Annotated in this window: 26 protein-coding genes and 1 riboswitch; of the genes, 6 read left to right on the top strand and 20 right to left on the bottom strand. The window is 36.3% G+C overall.

The features are described 5' to 3' along the window. Positions 1-31: 31 nt before the first annotated feature. The 3 genes from AC4IF5_RS00995 to AC4IF5_RS00985 all read right to left on the bottom strand — a co-directional run bounded on the left by AC4IF5_RS00995 (position 32) and on the right by AC4IF5_RS00985 (position 3,167). Positions 32-907: a LysR substrate-binding domain-containing protein gene (locus tag AC4IF5_RS00995; RefSeq protein WP_490730801.1), complete on the bottom strand. Its 876-nt coding sequence runs from the start codon at positions 905-907 to the stop codon at positions 32-34. A 114-nt stretch (positions 908-1,021) separates the two neighbouring features. Then, on the bottom strand, positions 1,022-2,329 hold the full coding sequence (locus AC4IF5_RS00990; protein WP_490730800.1) for a voltage-gated chloride channel family protein: 1,308 nt from the start codon (positions 2,327-2,329) through the stop codon (positions 1,022-1,024). 30 nt (positions 2,330-2,359) lie between these two features. Next, positions 2,360-2,427: riboswitch (Fluoride riboswitch) on the bottom strand. Positions 2,428-2,699: 272 nt separating this feature from the next. Then, positions 2,700-3,167 carry an acyl-CoA thioesterase gene (locus tag AC4IF5_RS00985; RefSeq protein WP_490730798.1) on the bottom strand — a complete coding sequence of 156 codons (468 nt, stop codon included), beginning with the start codon at positions 3,165-3,167 and terminating at the stop codon, positions 2,700-2,702. Between the two features lie 121 nt (positions 3,168-3,288). On the opposite strand from AC4IF5_RS00985, the gene AC4IF5_RS00980 reads away from it, so the two are divergent. The 4 genes from AC4IF5_RS00980 (at position 3,289) to AC4IF5_RS00965 (ending at position 5,449) form a co-directional block, all read left to right on the top strand. Next, positions 3,289-3,642 carry an arsenate reductase family protein gene (locus AC4IF5_RS00980; RefSeq protein WP_490730796.1) on the top strand — a complete coding sequence of 118 codons (354 nt, stop codon included), beginning with the start codon at positions 3,289-3,291 and terminating at the stop codon, positions 3,640-3,642. Positions 3,643-3,768: 126 nt separating this feature from the next. Then, the gene (locus tag AC4IF5_RS00975) at positions 3,769-4,134 is read left to right on the top strand and encodes a hypothetical protein (RefSeq protein ID WP_490730794.1); all 366 of its coding nucleotides are present in this window, start codon (positions 3,769-3,771) and stop codon (positions 4,132-4,134) included. A 222-nt stretch (positions 4,135-4,356) separates the two neighbouring features. After that, complete coding sequence (locus AC4IF5_RS00970) at positions 4,357-4,923, top strand: Crp/Fnr family transcriptional regulator (RefSeq protein WP_490730792.1); 567 nt, start codon at positions 4,357-4,359, stop codon at positions 4,921-4,923. A 52-nt stretch (positions 4,924-4,975) separates the two neighbouring features. After that, the gene (locus AC4IF5_RS00965; RefSeq protein WP_490730790.1) at positions 4,976-5,449 is read left to right on the top strand and encodes a DoxX family protein; all 474 of its coding nucleotides are present in this window, start codon (positions 4,976-4,978) and stop codon (positions 5,447-5,449) included. Between the two features lie 56 nt (positions 5,450-5,505). Here AC4IF5_RS00965 and gcvT read toward each other — a convergent pair whose 3' ends face one another. The 16 genes from gcvT to AC4IF5_RS00885 all read right to left on the bottom strand — a co-directional run bounded on the left by gcvT (position 5,506) and on the right by AC4IF5_RS00885 (position 23,770). Next, a complete protein-coding gene (gene gcvT / locus AC4IF5_RS00960) occupies positions 5,506-6,582 on the bottom strand; it encodes a glycine cleavage system aminomethyltransferase GcvT (protein WP_490730788.1) in 1,077 nt (358 codons plus the stop codon). Positions 6,583-6,591: 9 nt separating this feature from the next. After that, positions 6,592-7,062, bottom strand: a complete 471-nt coding sequence (locus AC4IF5_RS00955; protein ID WP_490730786.1) for a hypothetical protein — start codon at positions 7,060-7,062, stop codon at positions 6,592-6,594. Positions 7,063-7,064: 2 nt separating this feature from the next. Further along, a complete protein-coding gene (gene idi, locus AC4IF5_RS00950; protein WP_490730784.1) occupies positions 7,065-7,574 on the bottom strand; it encodes an isopentenyl-diphosphate Delta-isomerase in 510 nt (169 codons plus the stop codon). Between the two features lie 560 nt (positions 7,575-8,134). Further along, a complete protein-coding gene (locus tag AC4IF5_RS00945; protein WP_490730782.1) occupies positions 8,135-8,449 on the bottom strand; it encodes a hypothetical protein in 315 nt (104 codons plus the stop codon). A gap of 8 nt (positions 8,450-8,457) precedes the next feature. Next, a complete protein-coding gene (locus AC4IF5_RS00940; RefSeq protein ID WP_490730780.1) occupies positions 8,458-8,733 on the bottom strand; it encodes a hypothetical protein in 276 nt (91 codons plus the stop codon). Between the two features lie 127 nt (positions 8,734-8,860). Continuing rightward, a complete protein-coding gene (locus AC4IF5_RS00935) occupies positions 8,861-9,208 on the bottom strand; it encodes a hypothetical protein (protein ID WP_490730778.1) in 348 nt (115 codons plus the stop codon). A 46-nt stretch (positions 9,209-9,254) separates the two neighbouring features. Continuing rightward, the gene (locus AC4IF5_RS00930; protein ID WP_490730776.1) at positions 9,255-9,911 is read right to left on the bottom strand and encodes a hypothetical protein; all 657 of its coding nucleotides are present in this window, start codon (positions 9,909-9,911) and stop codon (positions 9,255-9,257) included. Beyond that, entirely contained in the window at positions 9,898-10,110 is a 213-nt protein-coding gene (locus AC4IF5_RS00925; RefSeq protein WP_490730774.1) for a hypothetical protein, read from the bottom strand. The genes AC4IF5_RS00930 and AC4IF5_RS00925 overlap by 14 nt, the downstream gene beginning before the upstream one ends. A gap of 573 nt (positions 10,111-10,683) precedes the next feature. Next, the gene (locus AC4IF5_RS00920) at positions 10,684-11,340 is read right to left on the bottom strand and encodes a hypothetical protein (protein WP_490730772.1); all 657 of its coding nucleotides are present in this window, start codon (positions 11,338-11,340) and stop codon (positions 10,684-10,686) included. A 3-nt stretch (positions 11,341-11,343) separates the two neighbouring features. Continuing rightward, entirely contained in the window at positions 11,344-12,024 is a 681-nt protein-coding gene (locus AC4IF5_RS00915) for a hypothetical protein (RefSeq protein WP_490730771.1), read from the bottom strand. Between the two features lie 89 nt (positions 12,025-12,113). Continuing rightward, positions 12,114-12,722: a hypothetical protein gene (locus AC4IF5_RS00910; RefSeq protein WP_490730769.1), complete on the bottom strand. Its 609-nt coding sequence runs from the start codon at positions 12,720-12,722 to the stop codon at positions 12,114-12,116. Positions 12,723-12,877: 155 nt separating this feature from the next. Further along, positions 12,878-13,450, bottom strand: a complete 573-nt coding sequence (locus tag AC4IF5_RS00905) for a hypothetical protein (RefSeq protein WP_490730767.1) — start codon at positions 13,448-13,450, stop codon at positions 12,878-12,880. A 311-nt stretch (positions 13,451-13,761) separates the two neighbouring features. After that, a complete protein-coding gene (locus AC4IF5_RS00900) occupies positions 13,762-14,370 on the bottom strand; it encodes a hypothetical protein (protein ID WP_490730765.1) in 609 nt (202 codons plus the stop codon). A 2-nt stretch (positions 14,371-14,372) separates the two neighbouring features. Beyond that, positions 14,373-21,146 carry an RHS repeat-associated core domain-containing protein gene (locus AC4IF5_RS00895; protein ID WP_490730764.1) on the bottom strand — a complete coding sequence of 2,258 codons (6,774 nt, stop codon included), beginning with the start codon at positions 21,144-21,146 and terminating at the stop codon, positions 14,373-14,375. A gap of 8 nt (positions 21,147-21,154) precedes the next feature. Continuing rightward, positions 21,155-22,363 (bottom strand): lamin tail domain-containing protein, encoded by a 1,209-nt coding sequence (locus AC4IF5_RS00890; RefSeq protein WP_490730763.1) that lies wholly within the window; start codon positions 22,361-22,363, stop codon positions 21,155-21,157. Positions 22,364-22,429: 66 nt separating this feature from the next. Then, complete coding sequence (locus tag AC4IF5_RS00885; RefSeq protein ID WP_490730762.1) at positions 22,430-23,770, bottom strand: tetratricopeptide repeat protein; 1,341 nt, start codon at positions 23,768-23,770, stop codon at positions 22,430-22,432. A 576-nt stretch (positions 23,771-24,346) separates the two neighbouring features. Between AC4IF5_RS00885 and AC4IF5_RS00880 the strand changes: the two genes are divergently transcribed. After that, positions 24,347-24,757, top strand: coding sequence for an LNS2 domain-containing protein (locus tag AC4IF5_RS00880; RefSeq protein ID WP_490730761.1), 411 nt, complete (start codon positions 24,347-24,349; stop codon positions 24,755-24,757). Between the two features lie 86 nt (positions 24,758-24,843). After that, positions 24,844-25,806 (top strand): D-2-hydroxyacid dehydrogenase, encoded by a 963-nt coding sequence (locus tag AC4IF5_RS00875; RefSeq protein ID WP_490730760.1) that lies wholly within the window; start codon positions 24,844-24,846, stop codon positions 25,804-25,806. A gap of 67 nt (positions 25,807-25,873) precedes the next feature. Here AC4IF5_RS00875 and mscL read toward each other — a convergent pair whose 3' ends face one another. Further along, a complete protein-coding gene (mscL, locus tag AC4IF5_RS00870) occupies positions 25,874-26,254 on the bottom strand; it encodes a large conductance mechanosensitive channel protein MscL (protein ID WP_490730759.1) in 381 nt (126 codons plus the stop codon). Positions 26,255-26,296: the final 42 nt, after the last annotated feature.

The raw sequence follows: 26,296 nt of genomic DNA, 5'->3' as shown, positions 1-26,296 counted from the left end.
GAAAATCAGTCAGAATCCAGAATCACACTGGTCATTCAGCAAACCTCAGGAAGAGCCTGATCAGCTCAGATTGTTCCCCTTTAGGAAGAATAAAGTGGAAATTTCTTTCGATACTGAAATTTTTGATGTCAATAACGGTCAGGGTGTTGCTTTTCAGTTCATTCAGGATCGTACTGATAGAGAGAAAGGCCATTGTATCGGAATGGAGAAGGTAATTTTTAATGCTTTCGCTGCTTCCTAGCTGCATTACGGTATTTAATTCGTTGATACTGATTCCTTTTTCCCTCAGCCGGTTCTGTATGAATTCCAGCGTTCCGGAGCCCTGCTCACGCAAAACCAGGTCAATATCATAGAGATCTTTTATATGTAGAGTTTTATTGGCCAAAGAATGACCTGATCTGGCAGCCAGCACAATCTCATCTGCTTTAAAAGATTTATAATCAAAATAGGAAGACTGGGATTCGCCTTCAATAATTCCCAGATCAATTTTTTCATCCTTTAAAAGAACGGAAATAGATTCAGTGTTTCCGGTAAGAAGCTCGATCTTGATATCCTTGTAGTAGCTGTTGAATTTAGCCAGGATTTCAGGCAGAATATATTGGGCGACAGTCGTGCTTGCCCCGATAATCAGTTTTCCTTTGTGCTGCTGATTGATCTGACTGATCTCAAATTCCAGGTCACGGTAGATATGTCTGATCTTTTCAGCATATTCATAAAGAATTTTCCCGCTTTGGGTCAGCTGAATGGAAGTTCCTTTGCGGTCGAATAATTTGGAACCCAATTGAATCTCAGTTTCTTTGATGTGCTTTGTAACAGCAGGCTGGGAAATATGAAGCTCCTCCGAGGCCTTCGTAAAACTGAGTCTGGAAGCTACCGTATGGAAGACTTTTAATCTGTAATCAAACATAGGGCAAAATTACGAATTATAGTGGTAAGTTTTGTGATGAAAGGAGAGCGTTGCTGGTTTATGGTTGCTAGTTGGGGATTAAGCGTAATGGTGAAGGTTGAGAGAGGTGATCTTCTACAAAAAATCCGAAATAGATCTATCCTGCTGGCTCTCATATCTCCTGTTTTTCGCTTCTCCGATTTTCTGCTTGGTATAAATGCTGTTATGACCGGAAAGAAGGTAAGATACAACACATGCAATCGCTACATAAATTCCGCATTCAGCACCAAATAGCTCTATTCCCATCAGCATACAGGCCAGGGGAGTATTCGTTGCACCTGCAAATACAGCTACAAACCCCATTCCTGCCAGTAATCCGAATGGCAGCGGAATAAAGAGGGATAATGCACTCCCCAGGGTGGCACCAATAAAAAACAGGGGAGTAACCTCTCCACCTTTGAATCCTGCTGAAAGTGTAACAACCGTAAAGATCATCTTTAAGGCAAAATCATACAATGGCAGCTGTTTTTCAAAAGACTCTACAATCACAGGAACCCCTAATCCTATATACCGGGTTGTTCCCATGGCAAAAACGGCTATGGCGATAATAATACCTCCGGCTACAGGACGAAATGGAGGATATTTAATCTTTGATTTAAAAACCGATCCCATCCAATGAATGATCCTGCTGAAAGCCGCAGCACAGATTCCAAAGGCAATACCTGCTAAAATACTGTACAGGATTGGTAAAAACTCCAGTTTGGGGATAAGGTCAATATGATAATGGGTATGTTTTACATTCCACAAATTAGTGGCCCAATCTGCCAATATGGCTGAAGCAAACGCCGGAAAAATAGCATTATAGCGGATTCTTCCAATCAGAAAAACTTCAAGTCCGAAAACAGCTCCGGCCAATGGGGTTCCGAAAACCGAACCAAATCCGGCAGCAATAGCAGCAATAATCAATATTCTTCTTTCGCTTTTATCAAGCTTAAAAGGTTTGCTGAGCTGATCTGCAATAGCTCCAGCCATCTGAAGAGCGGTTCCTTCACGCCCTGCGGATCCTCCGAAGAAATGGGTGACGATAGTCCCGATATAAACAAAAGGAGCCATTTTGAACGGAATAATCTCCTTTGGATCATGAATATTATCGATCAGAAGATTGTTTCCGGCTTCAACGTCTTTTCCGAAATAATAATATAAAAGCCCGATCAGAAAACCTGCTGCCGGAAGTAATGCGATCAGCCACAAATGACTTTCTCTGAAATCTGTAGCCCATTCCAAAGACAGGAGAAATCCTGCTGAAGCGGTTCCTACCAAAGCACCAATGATAATGCTGATCACCAGCCATTTTAAAATATAGGGCAAAGCCGGAAATTTTCTGAAGAAAAAATGAGTGTGAAAAATTGCTTTTTTACCAAGTGTTCGTTGATTTTTTGACATAATAATCCTGATCAGTTATTGTTAATAATCTCTTAATCAGGCGTCATCAGCTTTTGTAAAGCGGTTGGGGAAGGAAGAACACCATTTCCTTTTAATAATGCAAATATATGAATAAAGATTAAAAGATTAAAAGATTAAAAGATTTTGTTATTAAAACTCAATAGGACTTTTATCTGCCTGTCTTGAGATATCGCTGACTTCCCGGCCTTATCCTTCATCTGGCTTTTTTATATAGGAATATCTTGTTTTCTTGATAGCCTTTTTGATGGTCGGTTGCTGTTAGCCTTATAATCCTTGAACTTTAAGCCTTATTTTCATTCTGTCTCGTCCGAAGCCCTTAATCTCATCCTATTATCTGTAACCCGGTTCTTTATAAAAATGGTTTCATTTCATCCTCAATCTGAGTTCTCAGCTCCATCAGGCGTTTGGCGTATTGCTCCTGTTGTTTTTCCTCCTCTGTTGTGGGAGTCCATTTAGGAACCGGAAGCTTCTTACCATTTTCATCTACGGCAACGAAGACGATAATGCAATGGGTTTTCTTATCAAAAGTAGGTTGTTTCAGATTTCTTGAAAATACGTTGATCGCGATATGCATGCTTGAAGTTCCGGTATAGATGACCTGGGCATCTACTTTTACCACTTCCCCGATTTTGATTGGGTCATAAAAACGGATTCCGCCTACATAGACGGTTACAGAATAATTTCCGCTCCATGTGGTAGCGCATGCATACCCTGCCTGGTCAATCCATTTCATTACACTTCCTCCATGTACATTTCCTCCGTAATTAACGTCGGAAGGCTCCGAAATAAACTGAAAAGTAATAGGCTTATTCTGCATCTTTATAAAATTTGAATAAAGTTATTCAATAATTTCCAAAGTTTTAGATTAAATCCTACTTTTGAAAGACGAAACTTTCAATGAAAGAGAATTTTAACCCATAAAAGATTTAGAAAGACTAATGAAGAAAGTATTTTATCTCAACACATGTGATACCTGCAGAAAAATTTTAGCACAGTTTGACCTTACAGACTGGGAACTTCGTGAGATCAAAAAAGAACCGATCACCAAAGAAGAGCTGACAGAAATGCATAAAAAAACAAAATCATACGAAGCACTGTTCAGTAAAAAATCTACCCAGATCAAGTTAAGAGGTTTAGATGTAAAGTCTTTACAGGAAAAGGATTTTAAAGAACTTCTCCTGGATCATTATACATTTTTGAAAAGACCGGTTTTCCTTACGGATAATGAAATTTTTGTAGGGAATGATAAGACGAATGTTGAAGCTTTGAAGGAGTTCTTTGAGGTAAATTAAATACTTTTATTCTAAAGTTTTTTTATCATTTTTTATAAGAAAAAACAATTGAAGATAAAGTTTTTAATACTATTGCTCTGCTTGCTGAACACTTATTTCAATGCTCAGAATAAAGCTGTACAACCAATGAAGTCTATTAAGAATAGCAAGATAGATACGCTTGGTTACCTTAAGACCTTTGAAACCAATAAGGAGAAATATATCGGAAAGAGCTTTTCTTATTTGTTATCGAAAATGGACAAGATGCAGCCACAGACCATTTGGAGCGTACCGGGCTCAAGGGATAGTATGATCGTTACAAAATCTCTGTTTAGATTTTCAGATATCAATTATCCGATCATGAATGAAACCAAAATGCTGATTACCTGGGAAGCCGGATTACCTTACAAAACTGTTAGTTTTAACAATCAAAGAAACAAGTTGTATTTCTCAGAATCTGAAAGACGGTATTACGGAACCAGGATTGTGAAAAATATTCTGGTGTACCGGTAAGAAATATTCAACTTACAGAAATCAAAAAGCTGCAGATATTCTGTGGCTTTTTTATCGAGTTTGGTATAAGGATATGTCTTTTGAATGTACAAATATTGACGAATAGTTGTTAATTGAGATCAGGAGAAGTGTTCTTGTCTTTATTATCATCAAAAAATATTATATTGGAAAGAGCTTTTTAAACAAAGGCTTTCAGATTTTATAAACTCTTTATATTCTGCTATGCAACAGATCCGCACTTATTTTGAAAAAACTGTAGCAATGTCTGATAAGGATTGGGAAATGTTTGCTTCAAAACTGGTAAGGAAGACATTTTCCAGAAAACAGCATCTTATTACTGTTGGAGAAACCGAAAATTATCTTTCCTTCATTGAAAAGGGCAGTACAAGATTTTATATTCCCGGGGATCTGGATGATTTTACTTTTTCATTTTCCTTTGCCGGAGAGTTTGTCAGTGCCTATGATTCTTTCCTTACACGTAAGCCATGTAGCTATAATGTCCAGGCGCTTGAAGAAACCATTCTCTGGCGTATTTCATTTGAGGATCTTAATACTATCTATGCTGAAACTGAAATAGGGAACACAATAGGAAGGCTGGCGAGCGAAGGGCTTTATCTTGAAAATTTTAAGAGAGAGATATCCCTGCTGACGCAGACGGCTGAGGAAAGATACCTGGCCTTATTTTCAGAGCGGCCGGAAATTTTAAAATATATTCCTCTCAAGTATATCGCTTCTTATATTGGAATTACTCCACAGGCTCTCAGCCGGATCAGACGCAGAATTTCTTAACCTGGGTTCATTGTTTTGCAGGAATATATGAAAGAACTTTGCAAAAAAAGAAATGCCCGAAGCTATTTTACCTATCGTTCTGATCATCTCACTGATCATTTTTAAACTCACCCGTAAAGAATATGAGGTTGCTCTTTCAGCCAGAATTGCTATGGCGGTCATGCTTTTAGCAGCCGGAATAGCTCACTTTGTGTATACGCAAGGAATGGCTTTGATGATTCCGGAACTGATCCCTTACAGAACCGGAATGGTTTATATCACCGGTGTTTTGGAAATTGCAGCAGCAGTAGCCATATTGATTCCGGGATTTCAGAAAACTATTGGCTGGCTGTTGATCCTGTTTTTTGTTCTGATCCTTCCTGCTAATGTATATGCGGCATTTGAGCATGTCAATATGAAGGCAGGTGACTTTTCCGGAGACGGAACAGCCTATCTATGGTATAGAATCCCACTTCAGCTGTTTTTTATAGGCTGGGTCTATTTTTCCTGTATCAGGATTTCCGGGAGAATGGAGCCTGTAAAATGAAATTAAAAAGGATGTCCTCAGGACATCCTTTTTAGTCAATATCTTTTTAGAACACATTATACAAAAGGAGCTTTTACCACTTTTGCAGGGATGTTCTTGTTTCTTACCTGAATGAAGATCTCAGAACCTAATTTGAAATGAGGCTTGTCAACATAAGCAAGACCCAATCCGATCTTTTTCATTGGAGACTGAGTTCCGGAAGTTACTTTCCCGATTACATTTCCTTCAGCATCTACAACAGGGTAGTCGTGTCTTGGAACTCCTTTGTCGGTAAGCTCAAAACCAACCAGCTTTCTGGTAACACCTTCTTCTTTCTGCTTCGCAAAAGTTTCTTTGGAAACGAAATCTTTATCAAATTTTGTAATCCATCCTAAACCGGCTTCAATTGGCGAAGTCGTATCATCGATGTCGTTTCCGTAAAGACAGAATCCTTTTTCAAGTCTTAAAGTATCTCTGGCAGCCAATCCGCAAGGAATGATTCCTTCTGCTTCACCTGCTTTCATTATTTCATCCCAAAGCTTTTCAGCACTTTCGTTTTTGAAGTAGATCTCAAAACCTCCGCTTCCTGTATATCCTGTGTTGGAAATGATCACATCATTTACTCCCGCAACACTTCCTACGGTAAAGTTGTAGTAAGGTATTTCAGAAAGGTTGACGTCAGTTAGTTTTTGAAGGATTTCCGTAGCTTTAGGTCCCTGGATTGCCAATAATGACATATCATCGGAAGCATTGGTCATCTTAGCTCCGAAAGTATTATATTTTGAGATGTGATCCCAGTCTTTGTCTATGTTTGAAGCATTTACAACCAAGAAATATTTGTCATCTTCCATCTTATAGACGATAAGATCGTCCACAATACCGCCATTTTCATTCGGAAGGCAAGAATACTGAGCTTTTCCGTTTTCCAGAGCATCTACATTATTGGTCGTTACGAACTGCAACAGGTCTTTTGAACCCGGACCTTCGATGAAAAACTGTCCCATGTGGGAAACATCAAACAATCCGGCTTTTTCTCTTACTGCAAAATGTTCCTCAGTTACTCCAGAATATTGTACAGGCATTTCAAAACCTGCGAAAGGTACGATCTTAGCTCCCAAAGAAACATGTTTGTCGTACAATGCTGTTTTCTTCATATTTAATTTTTATTTCTTTATTTTAAAACTGTTGAAAGTCTCATTGAATAGGGTCATATAGTTTCCGTTCCAGAATTTCTGGCCACAGTTGATGGTGATCAGATACAGTTCCTTGTCTTTTTGAAAGGCTCTGGTGATCCAGAACAGTTTTTCTTTTTCATCAAAATATTCGTAGAAATATTCTGTATATCCTTTTTTACTTCTGCTCTCTTTTATTTTGTTTTCAGGATCTTCTGATTGGTAAAGAGCCAGTATGAATTTCTTTGTTTCGGCCTTGGGAAGATTCAGGTCATGATATTCCGAAATGGTAATCGCTCCGATCTCATTGGTGGGAAAAATATTGACAATATCACTGTCATTGGTAGATTTCCAGCCTTCAGGAACATTGATAGAATAGTTTGGGCTGTCATAAGTTGTTGCTTTTTGGGCAAAAAACAGGCTTCCTGATAAAAGAACAGAAAAAAGCAGTATTTTTTTCATGACTAAAAATGGTGTTTATATTCTTCCAGAATGATTTTAAACCATTCCGTAAAGTTCTCCGGGTGCTCTGCAATTTCTTTATCCAGATTTTCAGGAGATATGAATCTTACTTCCTCTACTTCTTCTTTATTGAGATTGAAATCAGCCTCATGATTTCCTACAAATACGTGATCCAGTTCGTGTTCCCAAAGACCACCACCTACATCTGCTTTGTAGATAAAGCTGAATTTTTCTGAAAGCTCCGTTTCAATTCCCAGTTCTTCTTTCAGTCTGCGTGTAGCTCCTGCCAGATAAGTTTCTCCTTCTCTGGGATGTGAGCATACGGCATTGGTCCATTGATTAGGAGAATGGTATTTTCCTGAGGCTCTTTTCTGAAGAAGCATTTCTCCTTTGCTGTTGAACAGAAATACAGAAAAAGCGCGGTGCAACAGACCATTGATGTGAGCCTGCTGCTTTTCCATCAGACCCAGAACTTCATCTTCAGGATTTACTAAAACTACAAATTCTTCCATTTCTACAAATGTAAGTGTAATAAATGTATTTTGGAAATTTTTAGATAAACATCATGTTTTTTTGCGACGGATAAAGGCGACGGATAGAGGAAAAAGTTATAGACAAGTCCGCTTTCTGGTTTGGAAGTGAGCTATTGCTTTTTATATATCCATTGCTTTTGACATATGTTCTTTGGCTGTCTGCATATACAGCATTCCAGCTCATCTCAGTGTGCGTCATTTATAGCACTTTCATATTATGAAGTATAACAATCACTAGTCATATAATAAATACCTTTATTTTCTTGTTCAAGTTCTCCTGTTTTTCTATTTATTTTTACAAAAAAAGCTTTGCTACTTACTGGGCAGCTTTCAAATTTTGCAAGGTATAGATATATAAAATCTTTTTCGATTTTGAAAGAACCACCAATTGGATTTTTACGATCAAACCATAAATCATGAGTTCTTGCAATAAGTAATGCCTCAGGCAGACCATCAACATATCCTATAAAATCTCTTAATTCTTCTTCATTTGTAAAATACTCTGCTTTTTTGTTTTGATATGCAATTATATATGTAAATCACCCATCGGGTAAACATTCCCAAAAAAAGCCATCTTCGATTGAAAGCTTTTCTTTACAAGTTACATTTTCCTTTTTTTTATTTTCATAAATTAAATTTTCTGTTATTGCATCTTTTTTTATAACTTTCCAATAAGTGTATTTTTTATTTGGTTTTATTGATTTATATAAACCATCTTTAAAATATAAAGTGTCAGGAATCTTTAAATAATCATCTGGAATAGTTGTTTGAGAGAATGCCAAATGAGAAGATAAACAAAAAATTAATATAGAAGCTATTTTAACAATAAATGGGATTTTTATTTTATATTTCATAATTTATATTATTTTAAACTTAAAAATTCTATATAGCTAATACTATATTTTCTTATGGTATTGTTTGGGGTTCTAAATGGGATACCTATTCCAAAATTTTGAGTTTGTAAATGTGCTATCGTTTCAGATACATCTATAGCTTTTCTAACTGACATATTATAATCGTTTCCATTTGCCATAAATGATTTCACTGTATTTATGAAAAAACCACTTACAGCATGAATAGAATGAATAGTTTCATGATACCAAGTAGCTGCAAAAGATAAAACATTTTTACTTCCCAAAAAAGCGGGAGATAATAGCACTTTTCCTGAAAACGAATCTGTTACACCATTTACTTCTCTTCCATCACTGTATAGCTTACCATATTCAATTTCTATCTTGTCATAAATATTGCTGCTATTTGCAAATTCATATTTTATTGTACATTTCAGAAAATATTTCTGCTAATTCTTGTAAGGTCATTTCTGTTATAGGTTTATTGAGATAACCTTCTCCATATCTGTCTATAATTCTCTGTTTAATTTGGCCATTTACTTTACCATTTTCTATGGCTGTAGTAGCCAAATGCCCTAAATGATTCAGCCCACCTGTTATAACCCCCTGTCTGAAACCATCCCAGAAGTTTCCTCCTGCAATGGTAGAGGAGATGTCTCCGGATAATCCTCCCATTACGAGCATAGTTGCTTTCATATAATCTCGTCCAAAGGTATTGTAAACCGTTCTGGTTTCTGTACTTGCACTAAAGTTTCTGTCCAAACTTTATATTCCGCTTGCCATAAGGGAAGAGATCATCCCTTTCACTTTAATCTAATAGTAATGGTATTTTTTTTGTCTTTAATTTACCATGAAATATTTTGATATTATTTCTTTTTAAGGAATCTAAATCATCAGGAGTTAAATATTCTTTAATTTTTATACTATCGAAATCTATAACTAGTTGTATACTATATTTCATATTTTTCTCCAATAAAAAATATGAACTTGAGTTTTTAATCTGATTAAAAGACAAAGCAATGTCCCCATTAAATTTTTTTTTGTTTTCTTTATTCAAGAAAATAGCATTTTTTTTAATTTCTTTATTTGTTCTAAACCAGTACAGATCTTTTAAAAAATTTTTAGATTTATAATAATTCATTATCATAGAATCCTTTTTGTAATTATAATTATCTTTATAATTTATAAAAACTGGCCTTTCTATTATTCTGTTATTCTGATCATCAGTGATTATTATACTATTCTTACTGATTAAAGGATCTGAAATACCAGTAGGATTAAAAGAGTAAAATACATAGTGGAACTCGGAGTTATTTTCCAATATAAATTTATGTCTAATAGCATTAATATTAAATTCATTATCGGCAAAGTTATATGTAATATCAGTATTACATGAATTACATAGGAAAATTAAACTAAATATCAACACAGATTTCATGAGAAAATTATTTTTAATGTCGTTCATTATTTTGGAATAGTTTCATTGCTTTATTAAGCCAAATTTGTGACTGTTGTATGCTATAGTTATAATCACTACCCGAACCAGAATATGCAGCTTCCCACATGTAAGCAGCTGCTTCGGAATTCGCTCTAGCGTAATCTTGTGCATAAAGAGGATCTACATTGCTTCTCCATATATCATGCATTCCTAAAGATTCGTTCATAACATGTATTAATTCATGTCCTAAAGTTCGAGCAACTCCAATCCATGTGTCTGCAGTATCCCACCATAACTCAACTGTGCTTCCGCCATTTCCATTTGGTGTCGTAATAGCTTGAGTAGGATTATTTGCATCTGTCCCTATATTTTTAACTTTAAACCATACGACAGTCCCTTGCTTGCTTATTCTTCATAAGCAATTCATTTAAAATAGGGTAACTTTATCAAATCTTCTTTTTTACCGGAAAACTTTGTATACGCATTACCTTTACCAACAATTTTCTCTACTTGTTTTATTAATTTTTCAAAATTTGATCTATCAAATCCTTCTTTCACAATATGCCCTAAATGATTCAGCCCACTTGTTATAATCCCTTGCCTGAAACCATCCCAGAAGTTTCCTCCTGCAATGGTAGAGGAGATACCTCAGGATAACCCTCCCATTACGAGCATAGTAGCTTTCATATAATCTCGTCCAAAGGTATTGTAAACAGTTCTGGTTTCTGTACTTGCACTAAAGTTTATGTCCAAACTTTATATTCTGTTTGCCATAAGGGAAGAGATCACCCCTTTCACTTTAATCTAATAGTAATGGTATTTTTTCTGTCTTTAATTTACCATGAAATATTTTGATATTATTTCTTTTTAAGGAATCTAGATTAGTTGGTGTAAGGTATTCTTTTATTTTTGTACTATCAAAGTTTAATTCTATCTGGATAAAATATTCCTTTTTTTTATCAAAACTATAATAGGTACCTGAAGTTTCCAAATCCTTTTTAAAAAAGGAAATTCTATTTGAGATTTTCTTCTCTTTATTTGGGGAAAGAACAAATTTTGCCTTTGTAATTACTTTATATTTCTTCGCTCCCCAATAGTCAATCCGAACTCCTTGGGCCAATAAACTTCTCCATAGTAAAGAATCTTTATGTTCATCTAAAATGAATTGATCCATCGCTATTTCTGTAGGTTGAATTCTGTCAATATAGGTTCTATTGACAAGAGGCTCTTTGCCCTCTTTATCAGTTATCAATATACTTCCTCCAAATATCCCTAATTCATTGCTATTAATAAATGAGGGAGGGTAAAAAATATATTTTATATCTGTATCGTTTTTGAATACCAAACAAGAATTTCTATTTGTGTGATAAGTTTTATCACAAAAGTTAAGTTTTATTCCTTTTTGGGTACAACTTAAAGATGTTGCTAAGATTATTAGTAATATTATTTGCTTCATATTTTATTTTCCAAACATTTGTAATAATTCATTAGCCTGTGCCATATTATAGTTAGATTGTCCTAAAGCCCAGTCATATGTTCTTTGGCTGTCTGCATATACAGCATTCCAGCTCATGTAAATAGCAACTTCACTTTGATGCACTGCATAATTATCAATAACCGTTTTACCGGCACTTGATTTTATCATACTTTTCCATATTGTTTCTGACCCATTTACTATAAGCCATGCGTGCCACAATTCATGTCCTAAAGTTAGAGCAACATCAATATTTGTGGAATAGCTTTTTAAATAAAGCTTTATACTTAGACTACCATCTCCATTTTCATCAGTTTGTCCGTTATATTTATCACGATTCGGATGATTTTTGAGTACCACAGCATGGAGCTTAGTTCCGTGGAGACGATTTAATAATTTTCTTAATGTAGGAACATTCTGCATCATTTTCCACATATCCTCCGGTCTCCCGGAAAAATGCTCACTTGCATTTCCCATTACTTTTTTTACCTCTTTATAAAGTCTGTCATAATTACTTCTATCAAATCCTTCTTTCACAATATGTCCTAAATGATTCAACCCACTTGTTATAATCCCTTGCCTGAAACCATCCCAGAAGTTTCCTCCTGCAATGGTAGAGGAGATGCCTCCGGATAACCCTCCCATTACGAGCATAGTTGCTTTCATATAATCTTTTACAAAGTTTCCCAAGACTTTGCTTGATGTTAAATTTAGGAACTGTCTGCTGTTTATTTAAGGGTCTAATAGAAATGTTCTTATTGCTGTTTTAGTACTTTTACTTCAAATAGATCATTTTTTACAGATTTACTCCAGTCTATTGATTTATATTTTTCAGCAAACTTTTGAATATCTCTGTTGTATTCATCCTTTACAGATATGAAATCATTACTGTTAGGATTAAATATTATTTCACCTAAGTATTTCATTTTTCCTGCTTCAACTTTGAAAGGTAGACTTATTGTAGCATTATAAAGTGTTGAATACATGTACCCTTGTGAATGCACATTTAATGTACTAAATTCATAATTACCGGGGTCTCTTTCAAAAAAGAAGTAATATGTTGCTATATTTTCGTTATATGTGAAATCAGGAACTAATGTTGCTGTAAATCCTCCACGATTTGTTGAGATGAAAATCCTATTCTCTTGCTCTTTCTCCATTTCAAAGGCATTATCCTTTCTGAAATTTAGACTGTAGGTAGAAAATCTAGGCTTTTTATATATTGAAAAAGTACCAAAAACAACCCCTTTATTCTGGATTATGGCATAGTTTTCAGGAATAAGACCCGATTTTGATGGCGAAGTTGCACAATTTGTAAAAACGATAAATACAATTGATAAAAATGCAATTTTAATTGTCTTCATATGTTTAATTTTATTTATGTAAAATATTACTTTTGTTGATAAAAACATATCCTAAAAAGATATCCTAATATTACTATATCTTCTAATTGTTAAAAAATTAGCTCCAAAGTATGTTCTACAAATACAAAAAAGCATCTTGTGTAATAAAACAGAGCTTAGTTATTCTTATCTTCTGAAAACCTTATAGGAAAAATAGGTATTTTTGTATTGATACTATCTTCCAAAACACGATATCCTTTCTTTTCTAGATTTCGAATATACTCATCACAGCCAAAGTAAGTGGCTGTTTGTCTGTTATGTACTGATTTAACAGATTCATGATAATTATTACCTTTGAAAAAATGATACATTGCATTATCATTATAATTAGTGTTAAATATTTCTAGCTTTTTAATCTCCTTTGGTAATAAAATTACTAAATCTCTTTTACACGATTTATCATTTGATCTTTCATAAGAGCCTTCAAGTCTGAGCATATAGGGCTTCATTCGTTTTTCATCTTTGTAAATATTGGTAATACCTCTGTATCCGAAAGGATCAATAATAAAAGTGGTATTGGTTTTATTTTTTACATAGTAATTTATTTTTTTTAAGTGTAGACTATCAGTTTCTACTTTGTAAAACAAATCCACATCTTGTGATTTGTTTATTTTTATATACTCAAATTTTTCATTTTTTAATGATATACAAGCATATAAGCTGATACATAAAAGGCTAAAATATTTCATAAAAATTAATTAAAAGCGAAACAAAGAAAAAATATTAGCTACTCCTGACATATAATGTCTTACTCCGGAATCTATAAATCCGGTCCACTTTGCAACTTCAGAATAGGCTTTAAGTTCATTGATGGGATTCCAAAAGTCACTTAAGTACCCTAATTTAAAATCTATAGAGTGGGTTTGTTCGTGAATAAATATTTTCGCTAATTTATATACAGATTCTTGTAATAAAGATGGAGCTAAAATCACCTTATCATTAATAGGGTTGGTGACACCTTCTGCATAATATTAACCACTCCTAAAGGGTTAAATGTTTTTTATGAACTATAGCAATCATTTGTTTTATAATATACGCCTTGTGATTCGTATTGAAGTATTCCTGTTTTTCTATCAATTTTTACATAGAACGATTCACGAGTAACAGGACAACTTTCAAATCTTGCAAGATACATGTAAATGGAATCATTAGATATTTTAAAGGAACCTCCAACTTGATTTTTATCGTCAAACCAGAAGCCATAAGTCCTAGCTATGAGTAAGGCTTCTGATATATTATCAACATATCCAATAAAATTTCTCAATTCTTGTTCATTAGTAAAGTACTGAGGTTTATTATTCCTAAACGCAATTATATAGGAAAAACACCAGTCAGGTTTACATTCATTGAAAAATCCTTTGTCAGGAGAATAAGCTGAGTTTTTATCATTTTTATGTTTTTCACTTTCATATATTAGATCTTGTACTATTGTATCATCTTTCCGAATGACTTGCCAATATTTATATTTAATATTAGGAACTATAAATTGATAAAGATTATCTCTAAAGTGTAAAGAGTCAGGTATCTTTTTATATCCTTCAGGAATAGTTATTTGAGAAAAAAAGGTACTAAAAGTAATGATGAACATTATTATACTAATTTTTTTCATTTTTATTTTTTTAAGTTTAACCAAGAATTAAAACCTGAATTATAATTATCATGCGCATAAGTACTCATTGGCGTTCCAGTGAGAAAGCTTACAAAGCTATGAGCAATAAATTCAGAAACATCTACTGCTAATCTACCTGCATTTTTTTCATATCCTGCATTTATAAAAGTTGAATATACACCAATAATGAATCCCGATACAGCATGCATAGAGTGAATACCTTCATGAAACCATGTCATTGCAAATTTTAATACTCCTGCTTTCATTCTTGCTGGTGCAATTAATACTTTGCCACTTCCAAATAAATCGGTTATACCATTTATTAACTCTGTTCCATTTTTCCAAATTTGGCCATTTTTAAATAACCTATATCCATCACCTTCAAAAGGTTTAATATTTTGAAGGTCTGCAATGCTAAAATCTTTTGCAGTTAATTGATATAATTCAGGAAAAGTTTCTGATAAATCCTTTAATATTTCTTCAGTTACAGGCTGATTTAAATAATCTTTACCATACTTTTCTACAATTCGATCTTTTATATGATTTCGTAGTTCAGTTGCTTTAATTGCAGCAACACCTAAATGCCCTAAATGATTCAGCCCACTCGTTATAATCCCCTGCCTGAAACCATCCCAGAAGTTTCCTCCTGCAATGGTAGAGGAGATACCTCCGGATAATCCTCCCATTACGAGCATAGTAGCTTTCATATAATCTCTTCCAAAGGTATTGTAAACCGTTCTGGTTTCTGTACTTGCACCAAAATTTATGCCCAAACTTTGTATTCCGCTTGCCATAAGGGAAGAGACCGCCCCGCTCAAAGCTCCTGCTTCAAATTTCCCTCCGTCTATGGCAGACATGGCTCCGCTTGTCAGAGCGTGAGCCCCCGCTTCAAAGAGGGCTTTTCCTACGGTGAGGACCTGCCCGAACAGGGAAGTGGCTGCTGACCCTATACCAAAGCTGATAGCGCCGGATACAGCTCCCATTACAGCGGCTTTCCCCATGCCATACCATACCGGGATACCGCTTATCATGTTCATAATGGCCTTAGTGGTAACAGCGACTGCTATCCCAATGACCACAGCAGAAGTGATAGATATAAACTCATTTCCATCTATATCCACATACAGCAGCGGATTGTTGTACACATATCCAAAACGGTTATAGCTCTGGGTATTGAAAGGATCCTGCACCAGATTATCAGGGCTCAGGAATCTCCTTAGAACAGGATCATACAGGCGGGCGTTCATATTGATAAGCCCGGTCTTCCACAGGTGTTCATGCCCTGTATACCCTCTGTCTAAAAATAACGTATAGCTACTGATAGCCGCCTGATCAGTAATTATCTGTCCTGCTGCGTTTACCAGCCCTTTCAGGTTGCCCCAGGCATCAAAGAAACGTTTTTCCACTACAGAGCCATCTGTTTTAGAGATAGCCAGGATACTGCCTATATTGTCACGGTGCAGGTAGTAATTGGCATTTTCTGTAAGCGTACCCCCATTCAGAACTTCTTTTTTGATGTAGTTGGCAGAGTAAGGATCCCCGGTAATATAGGTGATAAGCTGTGTCTTTCCGCTGGCCTCTTTAGTGATCTCTACAGCAAAATCTGATGAATACAATTTCTGCTGGCCTGTAACGGAAGACTTCATAGAATACCTTGTCTTAAGGATATTATATTCAAAACTCAGGTCTTCCTTACCTGCAAGGGTAATCTGAACAGGGCTTTTAAAGGCGTTATACTGTACCGTGGCAAATCCTCTCTGTGCATTTACACTCTGCCCGTTGGTATTAAAGTCAATGCCCTGAAGCTTATAATCCGTTTCATTATAATTGTATTTTCCAAGCTCTGTATTGGATGTTATCCTTCCTCTTTTATCATAGGTATACTGGTTGGTCACGGTGCCGTTTACCGCTTCCGTCAGCAATCTGTTGAGCAGATCGTAGGTGAAATCCTCTTTTTGTCCGAAGATATTGTTTCTTCTGAAGTTCAGGATTCCGCGGTCTGTATTTTGGTTATAATCCATATCCAGCGCCATATGCCCATTGTTGGTATTCTGGTGCCTGATGTTGAACAGGGTATAATTCAGATCGGAATACTGGTTGACCAAGGTATAGCCGTTTCCATATTCCGTCTGCTTTATCTGCCCCCTGGCATTCACATCAGACAGATGCCATATCATAGCCCCTGTACTGTTGTCATTCTGCTGGATAAGGATTCCGTTGGCATCATATACGTTTTTGACAGCTGAGCTGGATGTATAGGCTGGGTTTGCAAGAATAGTAGATGTGCTTACAATATCAGCCCTTCCCAATGCGTCAAAGGTAGTGGAGGCGGTATAGGTAAAATCCGGGGTTTCCTCTTTTTTGCCCTTTATCCTGAAGTATTGGTCATAGTAGGTGGTATAGGTAAACGTTTTTCCGTTACTTACCCCTGTAATGGTTTCTGGAAGTTTGGTCTGCCCGTTGTAGGTATAGGTTTTCTCTATGGAGGTCTTTTCAGCAGGGGTATTTCCGTAGGTTTTCTCCGTAAGTGGCCTTCCGAGGTCATCATAGCTGTATAAGGTGTACCCTTTAGGAGTGGTTTCCTTTGTAATCCTGCTCAAGACATCATATTCGTAGGTGAAAGTCCCTGCAGAAGGGTCTGTCATCTTCGTTTTATTGCCCCAGCCATCAATTTCAAAGGTGGTTTTGATTCCTTCGTAATTGGTTTCCTTAATTGCTCCGTTAGGATAATAGTAGTAATTGATAACGCCTCCATGGTCCTGCTGTCTTATGGTATGCCCCATAGCATCCAGGGTTTTGGACGTTTTTTTGCTTATCAGGTCATCTACAGTAACCTTCAGCCCTTCATAGCACGTCGTTATCTCATATCCCTTGAAGTCTTTGTTCTTTACCGGGCGGCTCAGCTCATCATATTCTACGGAGTTCCATCTTACGGGCTCTCCTTCATAGAAAGGTTCAGAGAATCTTACTTTTCTGCCAAAAATATCGTATTCTGTTTTTACAGCGGTCCATTTTCCGTTAATAGACTGGGTTTTGGTCTGGATCTCCCTGTCAAACTTATCAAAGGTGACGATGGTCTCTGTTCCGCCTTCTCTTTTCTTGTGAAGGTTATATACTCCTCCTGTAGAGGCATCTGCAACAGATTTTGACACCGTGGTTTTTTTTCCTAAAAAATCGGTGATCTCTGTAATGTTTCCCCAGGAATCGTAAGTATAGGAAGTAGTAAGCCCTAACGGAGATATTTCGGAAGAGGTACGTCCCAGCGCATCAATAACTGCGGTGGAATATAATCCGTCTGGTGTGGTGGTCTTATTGACATACCTGCCTGTTGTTTCATAGTCATAAGCAGTGGTTTGTGATGCGACTCCGGCAGCAGATAGAGTTTCGGTTTTCAGGTTACCGGTATTATCATAGGTATATGAAGTGACCACAGGAGCTGCTCCCGGCTGGTTCCCATACTTCCGTACCTGAGAAACGCTTCCGTTGGGGAAATAATCGGATTCATCTTTGGTAGTAAAAGAAAGCCCATCCTTGGATACTGTGTTTTCTACAGATGCTATCTTCCCATAGAAATAATGCTCACCGTCTGAGAATTCAGGTTTATAGGCATAATGGGATGTCGAAGATCCAACTCCGCCGAAATCTGTATAGGCTGTTTTAAGTTTCAGATCGTCTGCCTCATCATAAACATATTTTTTCCTGATCGTGACTTTTTTAAGATAATCTATGGAGATCTCATCTGTTGTAAGGATCAGATACTGGTGGTTTCCTTGATCAAATTTCTTATTTCTTGTCAGATTCTCAGTGAAAAACTTATTGATCCCTCCATAGGTGGAATTCATCACCATATTGTCCATCTCGGGGTTTCTGGTTTCTATATTCCAGAAAACAGCTTTTGCAGGATTTTTGTTGATGTATTTCCCGTTTTTTACCTCAGATTCATATGCGTCACTGGAGTATGTTTTCTGGAATCCCATGAAACCTTTCCCTTCCAGGTGTTGTATCCCGTTTTCATATCGGTATTCCCTGGTCAGGATTTTTCCGTCAAAAACGGTATGGATCTTTCCTGCCAGATAAAGGGCAGGATTGCTTTTGTGAACATAATAAGGGTACCTTAGCTCACCCTGCGGTTTATAAAGGTAGGTAACTTCACTATGATCCTGCGAGAAATACTTGTCTTTAGGGACCATATTCCTGTATTCTACCTTTTGCAAAACCTCCGTCCCATTATTGACCTCCTGGATCTGTTTTTCAAGGAAATTGCTGTTGTCAATAGCAATATTCATGGAAAAACCTACTAAAGGGTCATAAATATAAACGCCGGATTGGGATGTATTGAGGTAATCAAAATTTTGGGAAGAAAGAATAAGAGAAAGCGGCGATATCCTGTTTCCTTCTAAAGGAAGAGTAGATAGCTGCCGGAATGTCCCTCCGTTTAATGTTTTATTTTCATAGAAATTGATACGGTTGGCTATTACAGAATTAAATTCCTGATAGACAAGAGGAGCGGTCATCCTTGTTAAATTACTGCTCAGGTTATCTATGGGAACACCTGCCAGTGATCCGTTGACATTATATTTAGCCTTTCCTATTTTATTAAGGGTGACAATATCTGAACGGCCGTCATTATTAAAGTCAGTAATGATAATATTATGAGTGGAATACCTGGTATATGCATATTCATCAGGCTTTCCATTCCAGAACTTCTGCCAGAAAGTGGACTTTTTGATATAATTGCTTTGTGAAGGCTTCAGGTACGCTATTTTCTGTTCGGTATAGTCTTCCTGGTTTTTAGTAAAAGAAACTCCGTTTCCTGTATATTTCCACCAAAGTAGTGTTTCGGTCTGCATCCTGTAGTAGGTATCTGCCATCTTCAGTCCGGAGTTGTCATCCTCAGGAATTTCATATACAGTCTGTGGAGTTATAAAATCGGTAAGCCCATCTCCATTAAAATCTCCAAGGAAAAGAGGTGTTTTGTTTCCGAAATTAGAAAGGGGCACTTCCGATATCAAAGTATCTAAAGTATTATTACTGAAATTGATCTTGTATACCGAATATTTTGCAGTATACTTATCTACAACAAGTAATTCAGGAAGCCCGTCCCCATCAAATTCAATGGGATAGATATCTTTGCCATGAAGAAATAAGTTCTCATTCAGAATAACCGGAGCTGCCTGTACAGAAGTTCCTGAGTTTTGTTTCCCAATTTCCACCCAGTACAGACGATTTCCCCGGGTAAAGTTTTTAGGCTCTATGATTAGGAAATCTATAAGTCCGTCATTATTGAAATCACCCTGTATATATTCCCTTCTGGTTTCATCACGGGTATAAGTAGTTTCATAGGTTCCGTCACGGTAATTATCATAAGGATCAGGTGGAATATAGTTCTGAACTTCTACCAGCCCTCCTTTCACGGGAACAATTACTTTTCTCTGTTCCCCGGTAATCAGGTTTTTGATTTCAAAACTGATTTCATCTTTGAGCTGCTGATTGGAAGGGTTACCGGGATTAATATCATCCGCTGCTCCCACAGATGTTTCATTAACTACGATCAGCTGGTCTTTTTCGGTTATCTTTTTATTCAAATCCAACACCTTACCTGAAAATAATAAAGTTCCGGAATTATTGGTAGAAATATTGGAAACATGAGTAGAGGTTTCTCCTGCTCCCACTTTTATGGTATAGCCATTGGTAAGCCTTTCCTGAAAAACAGGCTGAATCTTATCATTGTCGCTATGCAGGAAATTTCCCACCGTTACACTTCCCAGCCCTGTTGTGGTACTCCCTAATGCAGACTGTGCAGTTCCACTGTTTATTTTTACGATTCCCTGGGAAGAAGTATTATAATTAAAATTAAGGGGTTTTAGACTTTCACCGTTTTCATTATTGACGAGAATTGTTCTTAGACGCTCTACACTATGATCTTCAATAAAGTCATGGGAAAGAGCATATTTTCTGTATAAAGGAGTATACAGGGAACCTGTACTTATTTCCGATAAGACCTTTGAGGTAATATAGGATATTCCCTTCCTGAAAATCTGGATGTTTCTTTGCCTTGCCTTATACGTAAAATTAATATAAAACTTATCATTCGCAGGACTTGTTCCTCCATATGAAATTTTTGTAACAACCGGCACATTATTCTCTACCTGATAGGAGTAATGTATTTCATTATTGAAGGAATCTGTAAATGATGAAATATAAAACTGTCCTGTTACCAGCTCCTTATATCTGGCAATCTTTCCATCAGGATACTGAATGATAAATCGGAATTCTCCTGATGCCGGCTTATTTACTTTAAGCTTGGAAAACTTTTCCGTTGCAAAAGTAGTTTCGTTAATTTTGATCAGTCTTTGACCGTCTAAATAATAAGGATCTGTATTATCGAACTGGCTGCCTATTGTAATTCCATCTATTTCTTTGCTTTTTCCTCCCCGTGTAATAGTAGAAAGTCCTGCGATATTCCATCCCCAGCCAGCCTGTCCGTTTCCGCCCTGACTATTATAAATGAGTGCCATATTGGGTTGGAAGTTATTCAGCCCTTTTACCGTTTCTATAGGGAGTGTATAAGTAAGAGCACCTGATTCACTCACACTCATTTCCGCTTTCACAGAGGGAACCAGTATATCGGAAGGATTTATTTTCTTAGCAGAAACTCCGAGATTTTCTGCATAACCGGAAGTACTGTATTGTAATGAGATCTCCTTAATCTCTTGTGAAGGAAATAATGTAAACAGTATAAAGGAAGCGAGTAGGGAATATATTTTTAGTCTCATCTGTGAAATTACCATTTTAAAATGTTTTTAGATACTACCTGCCCGGAGGTTAAAATGAAATTGGCTATAAATGTTCCCGGAAGCTGATTCTGTATATTGAATGAGGTCGTGTTTATTCCGGGCGTATAGCTGTATAACTGAACTCCGGTAAATGTAAAGACCTGGAGACTCTGAATTTTACCCAAAGCGGCTCCGGACCAGGAAATGGTTACATTATAACCACTGGTTGATGTAACAGGATTAGGATATATGGTGATGTTGTTTTTGATCTCCTCCAGTTCATCAGCTGAAAACCCAGACGAACCCGGGGATGGTGTACCACTATTACTGCAACTGGAGCCGGAGATCATATTGCCGGCACTGTCATATGAAAAACAACTGCTCCCGTTTCCACTGTAAGAACCGGAAGGGGTCTGAGATATTTTTTCAATACTGATAGGGCAAATTTTATCAATAAGGACATTCACATTATCACTCCAGTCCAGGAAAGAATAGTAATGCTGGTATTCATCCTTTACAAGTGCGTCATAGCTTTCCATGTCAGGAACATATGTAGCCTCCAAAGGATTAGGAGTGGCGGTATAATTATAAATATCACCATTATTTGGCTGAGCATTGGGGTCCATCGTAGATAATGGATTGGGATGGTACTGTAGGGATTTTACAGTATAGAAGGCTGAAGGAGTATTCCATATCCTTGGAACGAGATTGGTAGGTGGCTCATTCCTAAATTCCCAGACCATAGAACTTTTTTCAAGAAATGTATATCCATTAAGGGAATATCCCAATGCAATACGGTCTTTTCTGTTTCTTAAAAGGATCTGGTCCTGATAGATGATCTGGCTTTCTTTTCCTGCCGTAGTAGCAAACAGTTCCGGGAAGACTGCAGTGTTATAAGTTTGAGGACTGTATGTAATGATCATAAACTGTCTGCTCTTAATGGTTACTTCAGGAAGCCAAAATACTCCCTGCAGATCTTTTAAATACCAGTTTTTAAGACTAATATCCTTATCACTGTAATTGTAAATTTCAACAAATTCTCCCCAGTGGTGCCTTTTAGCATTAACATCGGTAACTACTCCGTTGATTTCTTTTTCGTAACGAAGCATTTCATTGTAGGGAGTATTATTATAAACCTCTGTGATCAGGAGTTGGGAATAAAGAAAGCTTCCGCCGGATATAAGGAGAAGAAAAGAAATAATAGCTTTCGTTTTCATACGTATGTTTCAGTGTTTTAATGTAATTTGTGTTCCTGACCTTCATGCTGTCCTGGTCAGGATCATTTATAGCTTGCCAATCAGCCTTTGAAGATTTTGGGTGTGAACAGTCTTGGTAAAGTTTCTATTCTGGTTTATTAAGGCTAATGCCTGTATAAAATTGTCAGAAGATTCAATATAGGACTGAGGGTTAACGGCAATGCTTAATATCTTGTTTTTGCCTTCATGATCTCCATTTTTTACATAATAATGGGCCGCCAGCATATTCATCCGGTCTATGGAATGGGTATTGGAGATCCCATACATGCTTTTACATTGATTTAATATTTTATCTTTTGCCCCGCTAAGCTGGTTTCCCAAAATATCAAGTTTAATTTTACGTGTAATGAGTTCAAACTTTTTATCAGGAGAATCTGCCTGGGTTTCTAAAAAGGATACTAAGGAAGAAGTAGTAGAAGTAATAGAAATATGCTGATGTTCAGTCTTTTTTATATGGGCATCCAGTAAAGCCAATGCAGACCAGAAGCTTTTTTTAAAAGCATGATTTTGAGTTTCTATAGTGATTAATGTATCATATTTCTTTTGAAGTTTTGATAAATCCCGGATGTATTTCAAAAATAATGGATCATTTTTATCTACTGTATTGTAATAGGCAAGTGCTTTATTCAATGCTTCTGTATTATTTTTTTCTTTCCGGAGTTTCCTGAAGGAAAGCACGTAAAGTTCCCGGATATGCTGAGTGCGGTCCTTGGAATAAGGTTTGGATAGTAAAGTACTGAGTTTAGCCTCCATTTGGCTGGCAGTAAGAGGGTCAAACCTGTCCTTAAAGTTTTTATACTGTTCTTTTCTATAAGCTTTTAAAGCTTTATTTTTATGGGGATTTTCAGAATCAGCATTAACCTCAATCATTTTACAGATTTTGGAATATTGCTTATCACTATTTTTGCCTGTGGCGCTTATATTGGTAAAACCTTTATATTTCTCTTTCACATCAGAGAGCAGATTCCCGTTAAAGGCAATCATTTTTTTAATTTTCTTATTGCCTAAAGAAGCATTCATATATTCCCTGTAAAGTCTTCTTTTAAGGTCTGTATTATCTGGTTTTAATGCCAAAGCGGTCCTGAACATAAGAATGACTTCCCATTCTTTATTTTTTTCAGATAACAGGGTTTTTCTCATCCCATCATATGCCCTGATTTCATTAGGAAACTGACTAATAATCTGTCTGTAAATCTGTTTTGCCTGATTATACTTCTTCTGCTTTCTGAGATCTGATGCGGACTTCAATAATGTATTAATATCAGAGGAATGATATTCTGATCTTTCTTTTGAAAGTAAAAAGTTGGGAATTAGTAATGAGGCAATCCCTAAAGAACTTAAGGATAAAAATTCTTTCCTGGTCATCATTGATTGGTGTTTTTTTAAAAAAAGGAGAAGAGAGGATTACACGCCCCTATTTTGGCACCACGAGAGTTATAAATTCAAATGTTTGACTTCTCCTTAGTTGCAAATATAATATTATTTTTTTAACACAATTATTTTTTTGAAAAAAAATTAAATTGAGTACAAGATATTCAGATTTAAAGTATAAATAGAGCTTATTATCAGATACTTAAGAGCGGGTTTAAAAAATGAAATAAAGCAGATATATTGTTAAGCTGTAACTAAATATAAAATCTGTGGTCATTCCTGTGATCTTTTTTATATTGAGTTTTGCTGATAATGAATAGGGAAGAAAAGACTTATAGGAAAATTTGCTTGTTAAACTATAAACACTTTCCCTTCTCAACTTTTTTACCTCTCGCTCATAACCATAAAAACAAAACTGAAAACGAAAATTTTTAATCAGAAACACTTAAATGACGAATAAAATATTTATATTATTCATTGTATAGCTGTTTTTGTAGTAAAATTTTAACATAAATTAAGTTTAATAAGTCTGATAGTTGTAAAAATGCTAACTTTGCTGCTTAATGTTTAATGATGGAATTAGAATACATAGAGCACATTAGTCCTATTCTGAAGGATGGAATAAAAAATTACTTAATAGATATTGACGGAACCATTACTGATGATGTTCCCAACGAAGAACCGGAAAGAATGGTTACCTGCGAGCCATATCCTGACGCACTGGAAACCATCAATAAATGGTATGATGAAGGTCATCAGATCTGTTTTTTCACCTCAAGAACCGAAAACCTGAAACAAATCACAATAGACTGGCTGGATAAGCATGGCTTCAAATATCACAGTGTGCTTTGCGGGAAACCAAGAGGAGGAAACTACCACTGGATAGACAACCATTTGGTGAGAGCTACAAGGTATAAAGGCAGATTTACAGATTTGGTAGAGAAACAAGTGATGATTGAAGTATTCAAAGAAGACGGAGAATAAAAAATATAATTCAAAGATTTAAAGATTAAATGTGAACCTGTTCCATTAATTTTTAAATCTTTCAATTTTTAAATATAGTTGTATTTATGAAAGTTTTAGCAAACGACGGCCTTGATCAATCAGGAATTGATGCATTAACAGAAAAAGGCTTTGAGGTCATTACTACAAAAGTTCCACAGGAGTTTTTGGTGGATTACATTAATGAGCATAAGATCCGTACTTTATTGGTAAGGAGTGCTACACAGGTAAGAAAAGATATTATTGACGGCTGTCCCTCGATTGATATTATCGGCAGAGGCGGAGTGGGAATGGATAATATCGACGTAGATTATGCAAGAGAAAAAGGGATCCATGTGATCAATACACCTTCGGCTTCCTCAGAATCGGTTGCAGAGCTTGTTTTTGCTCATTTGTTCTCAGGTGCCAGATTTCTTCAGGATTCCAACAGAAAAATGCCATCTGTAGGAAATACTGAGTTTGCCGGACTTAAAAAAGCATATGCTGCCGGAATCGAGCTGAGAGGAAAGACCATCGGAATCATTGGGATGGGAAGAATCGGGCAGGAAGTTGCTAGAATCGCTTTAGGACTTGGAATGAGAGTGGTAGCTGCTGATAATAATGTAGGAAGAGCCAGTATCAAAGTGAAATTCTACAATAACCAGTTTATCAATGTTGATATAGAAACCGAGCCATTGCAGGATGTTTTAAAGCATTCGGATTTTATCACTTTGCATGTTCCGGCTCAGAAAGACGGATATATGATCGGTAAAAATGAATTTGATATAATGAAGGAGGGAGTGGCTATCGTAAACTGTTCCAGAGGAGGAGTGATTGATGAAGCAGCCCTTATTGAAGCCCTGGATTCAGGTAAAGTAAGGTTTGCAGGATTGGATGTATTCATTAATGAGCCTACACCTTCTAAAGAGATCCTTAATCATTCCAAGATTTCCCTGACTCCTCATACAGGTGCTTCCACCCTTGAAGCGCAGGACAGGATCGGGCTTTCACTGGCAGAGCAGATTTCAAGTATTCTGCAGATTCATAATTGAGATAAAAAATAGTAAAAGCACCTTACGTAAGGTGCTTTTTATTTTTAAACTGTAGAATGCAAAAAGATTATAAATTGTTTTTGCTTTTCAGCAGGTCTCTGATCTCCATTAATAATTTCTGATCTTCGGTAGGTCCTTCAGGAGCCGCGGCTTCCTTTTTGTTGATTTTATTTGCCCCTTTGATGATCCAGAAAAGAACCATTGCGATACATAGGAAGCTGATCACTGCAGAAAGGAAATTTCCGTAGGCAACACCATTCCAGGTAAGCTTAGCGATATTTTCTGCTCCTGCTGCCTTTAGTGCAGGGTTCAGGATCAGGGGAGTAATAACATCTTCAACTAAAGACGAAACAATTTTACCAAATGCTGCCCCAATGATCACACCGACAGCAAGATCAAGAACATTGCCTTTGAAAGCAAACTCTTTAAATTCTTTAACAAATCCCATAATTTATATTTTTTTAATTAGTATACACACAAAAATATAATT

It is taken from the genome of Chryseobacterium sp. UF-290, from assembly GCF_058245615.1.
The sequence above is the reverse complement of the archived record's forward strand: the minus strand, read 5'-3'. Positions and strand labels throughout refer to the sequence as shown.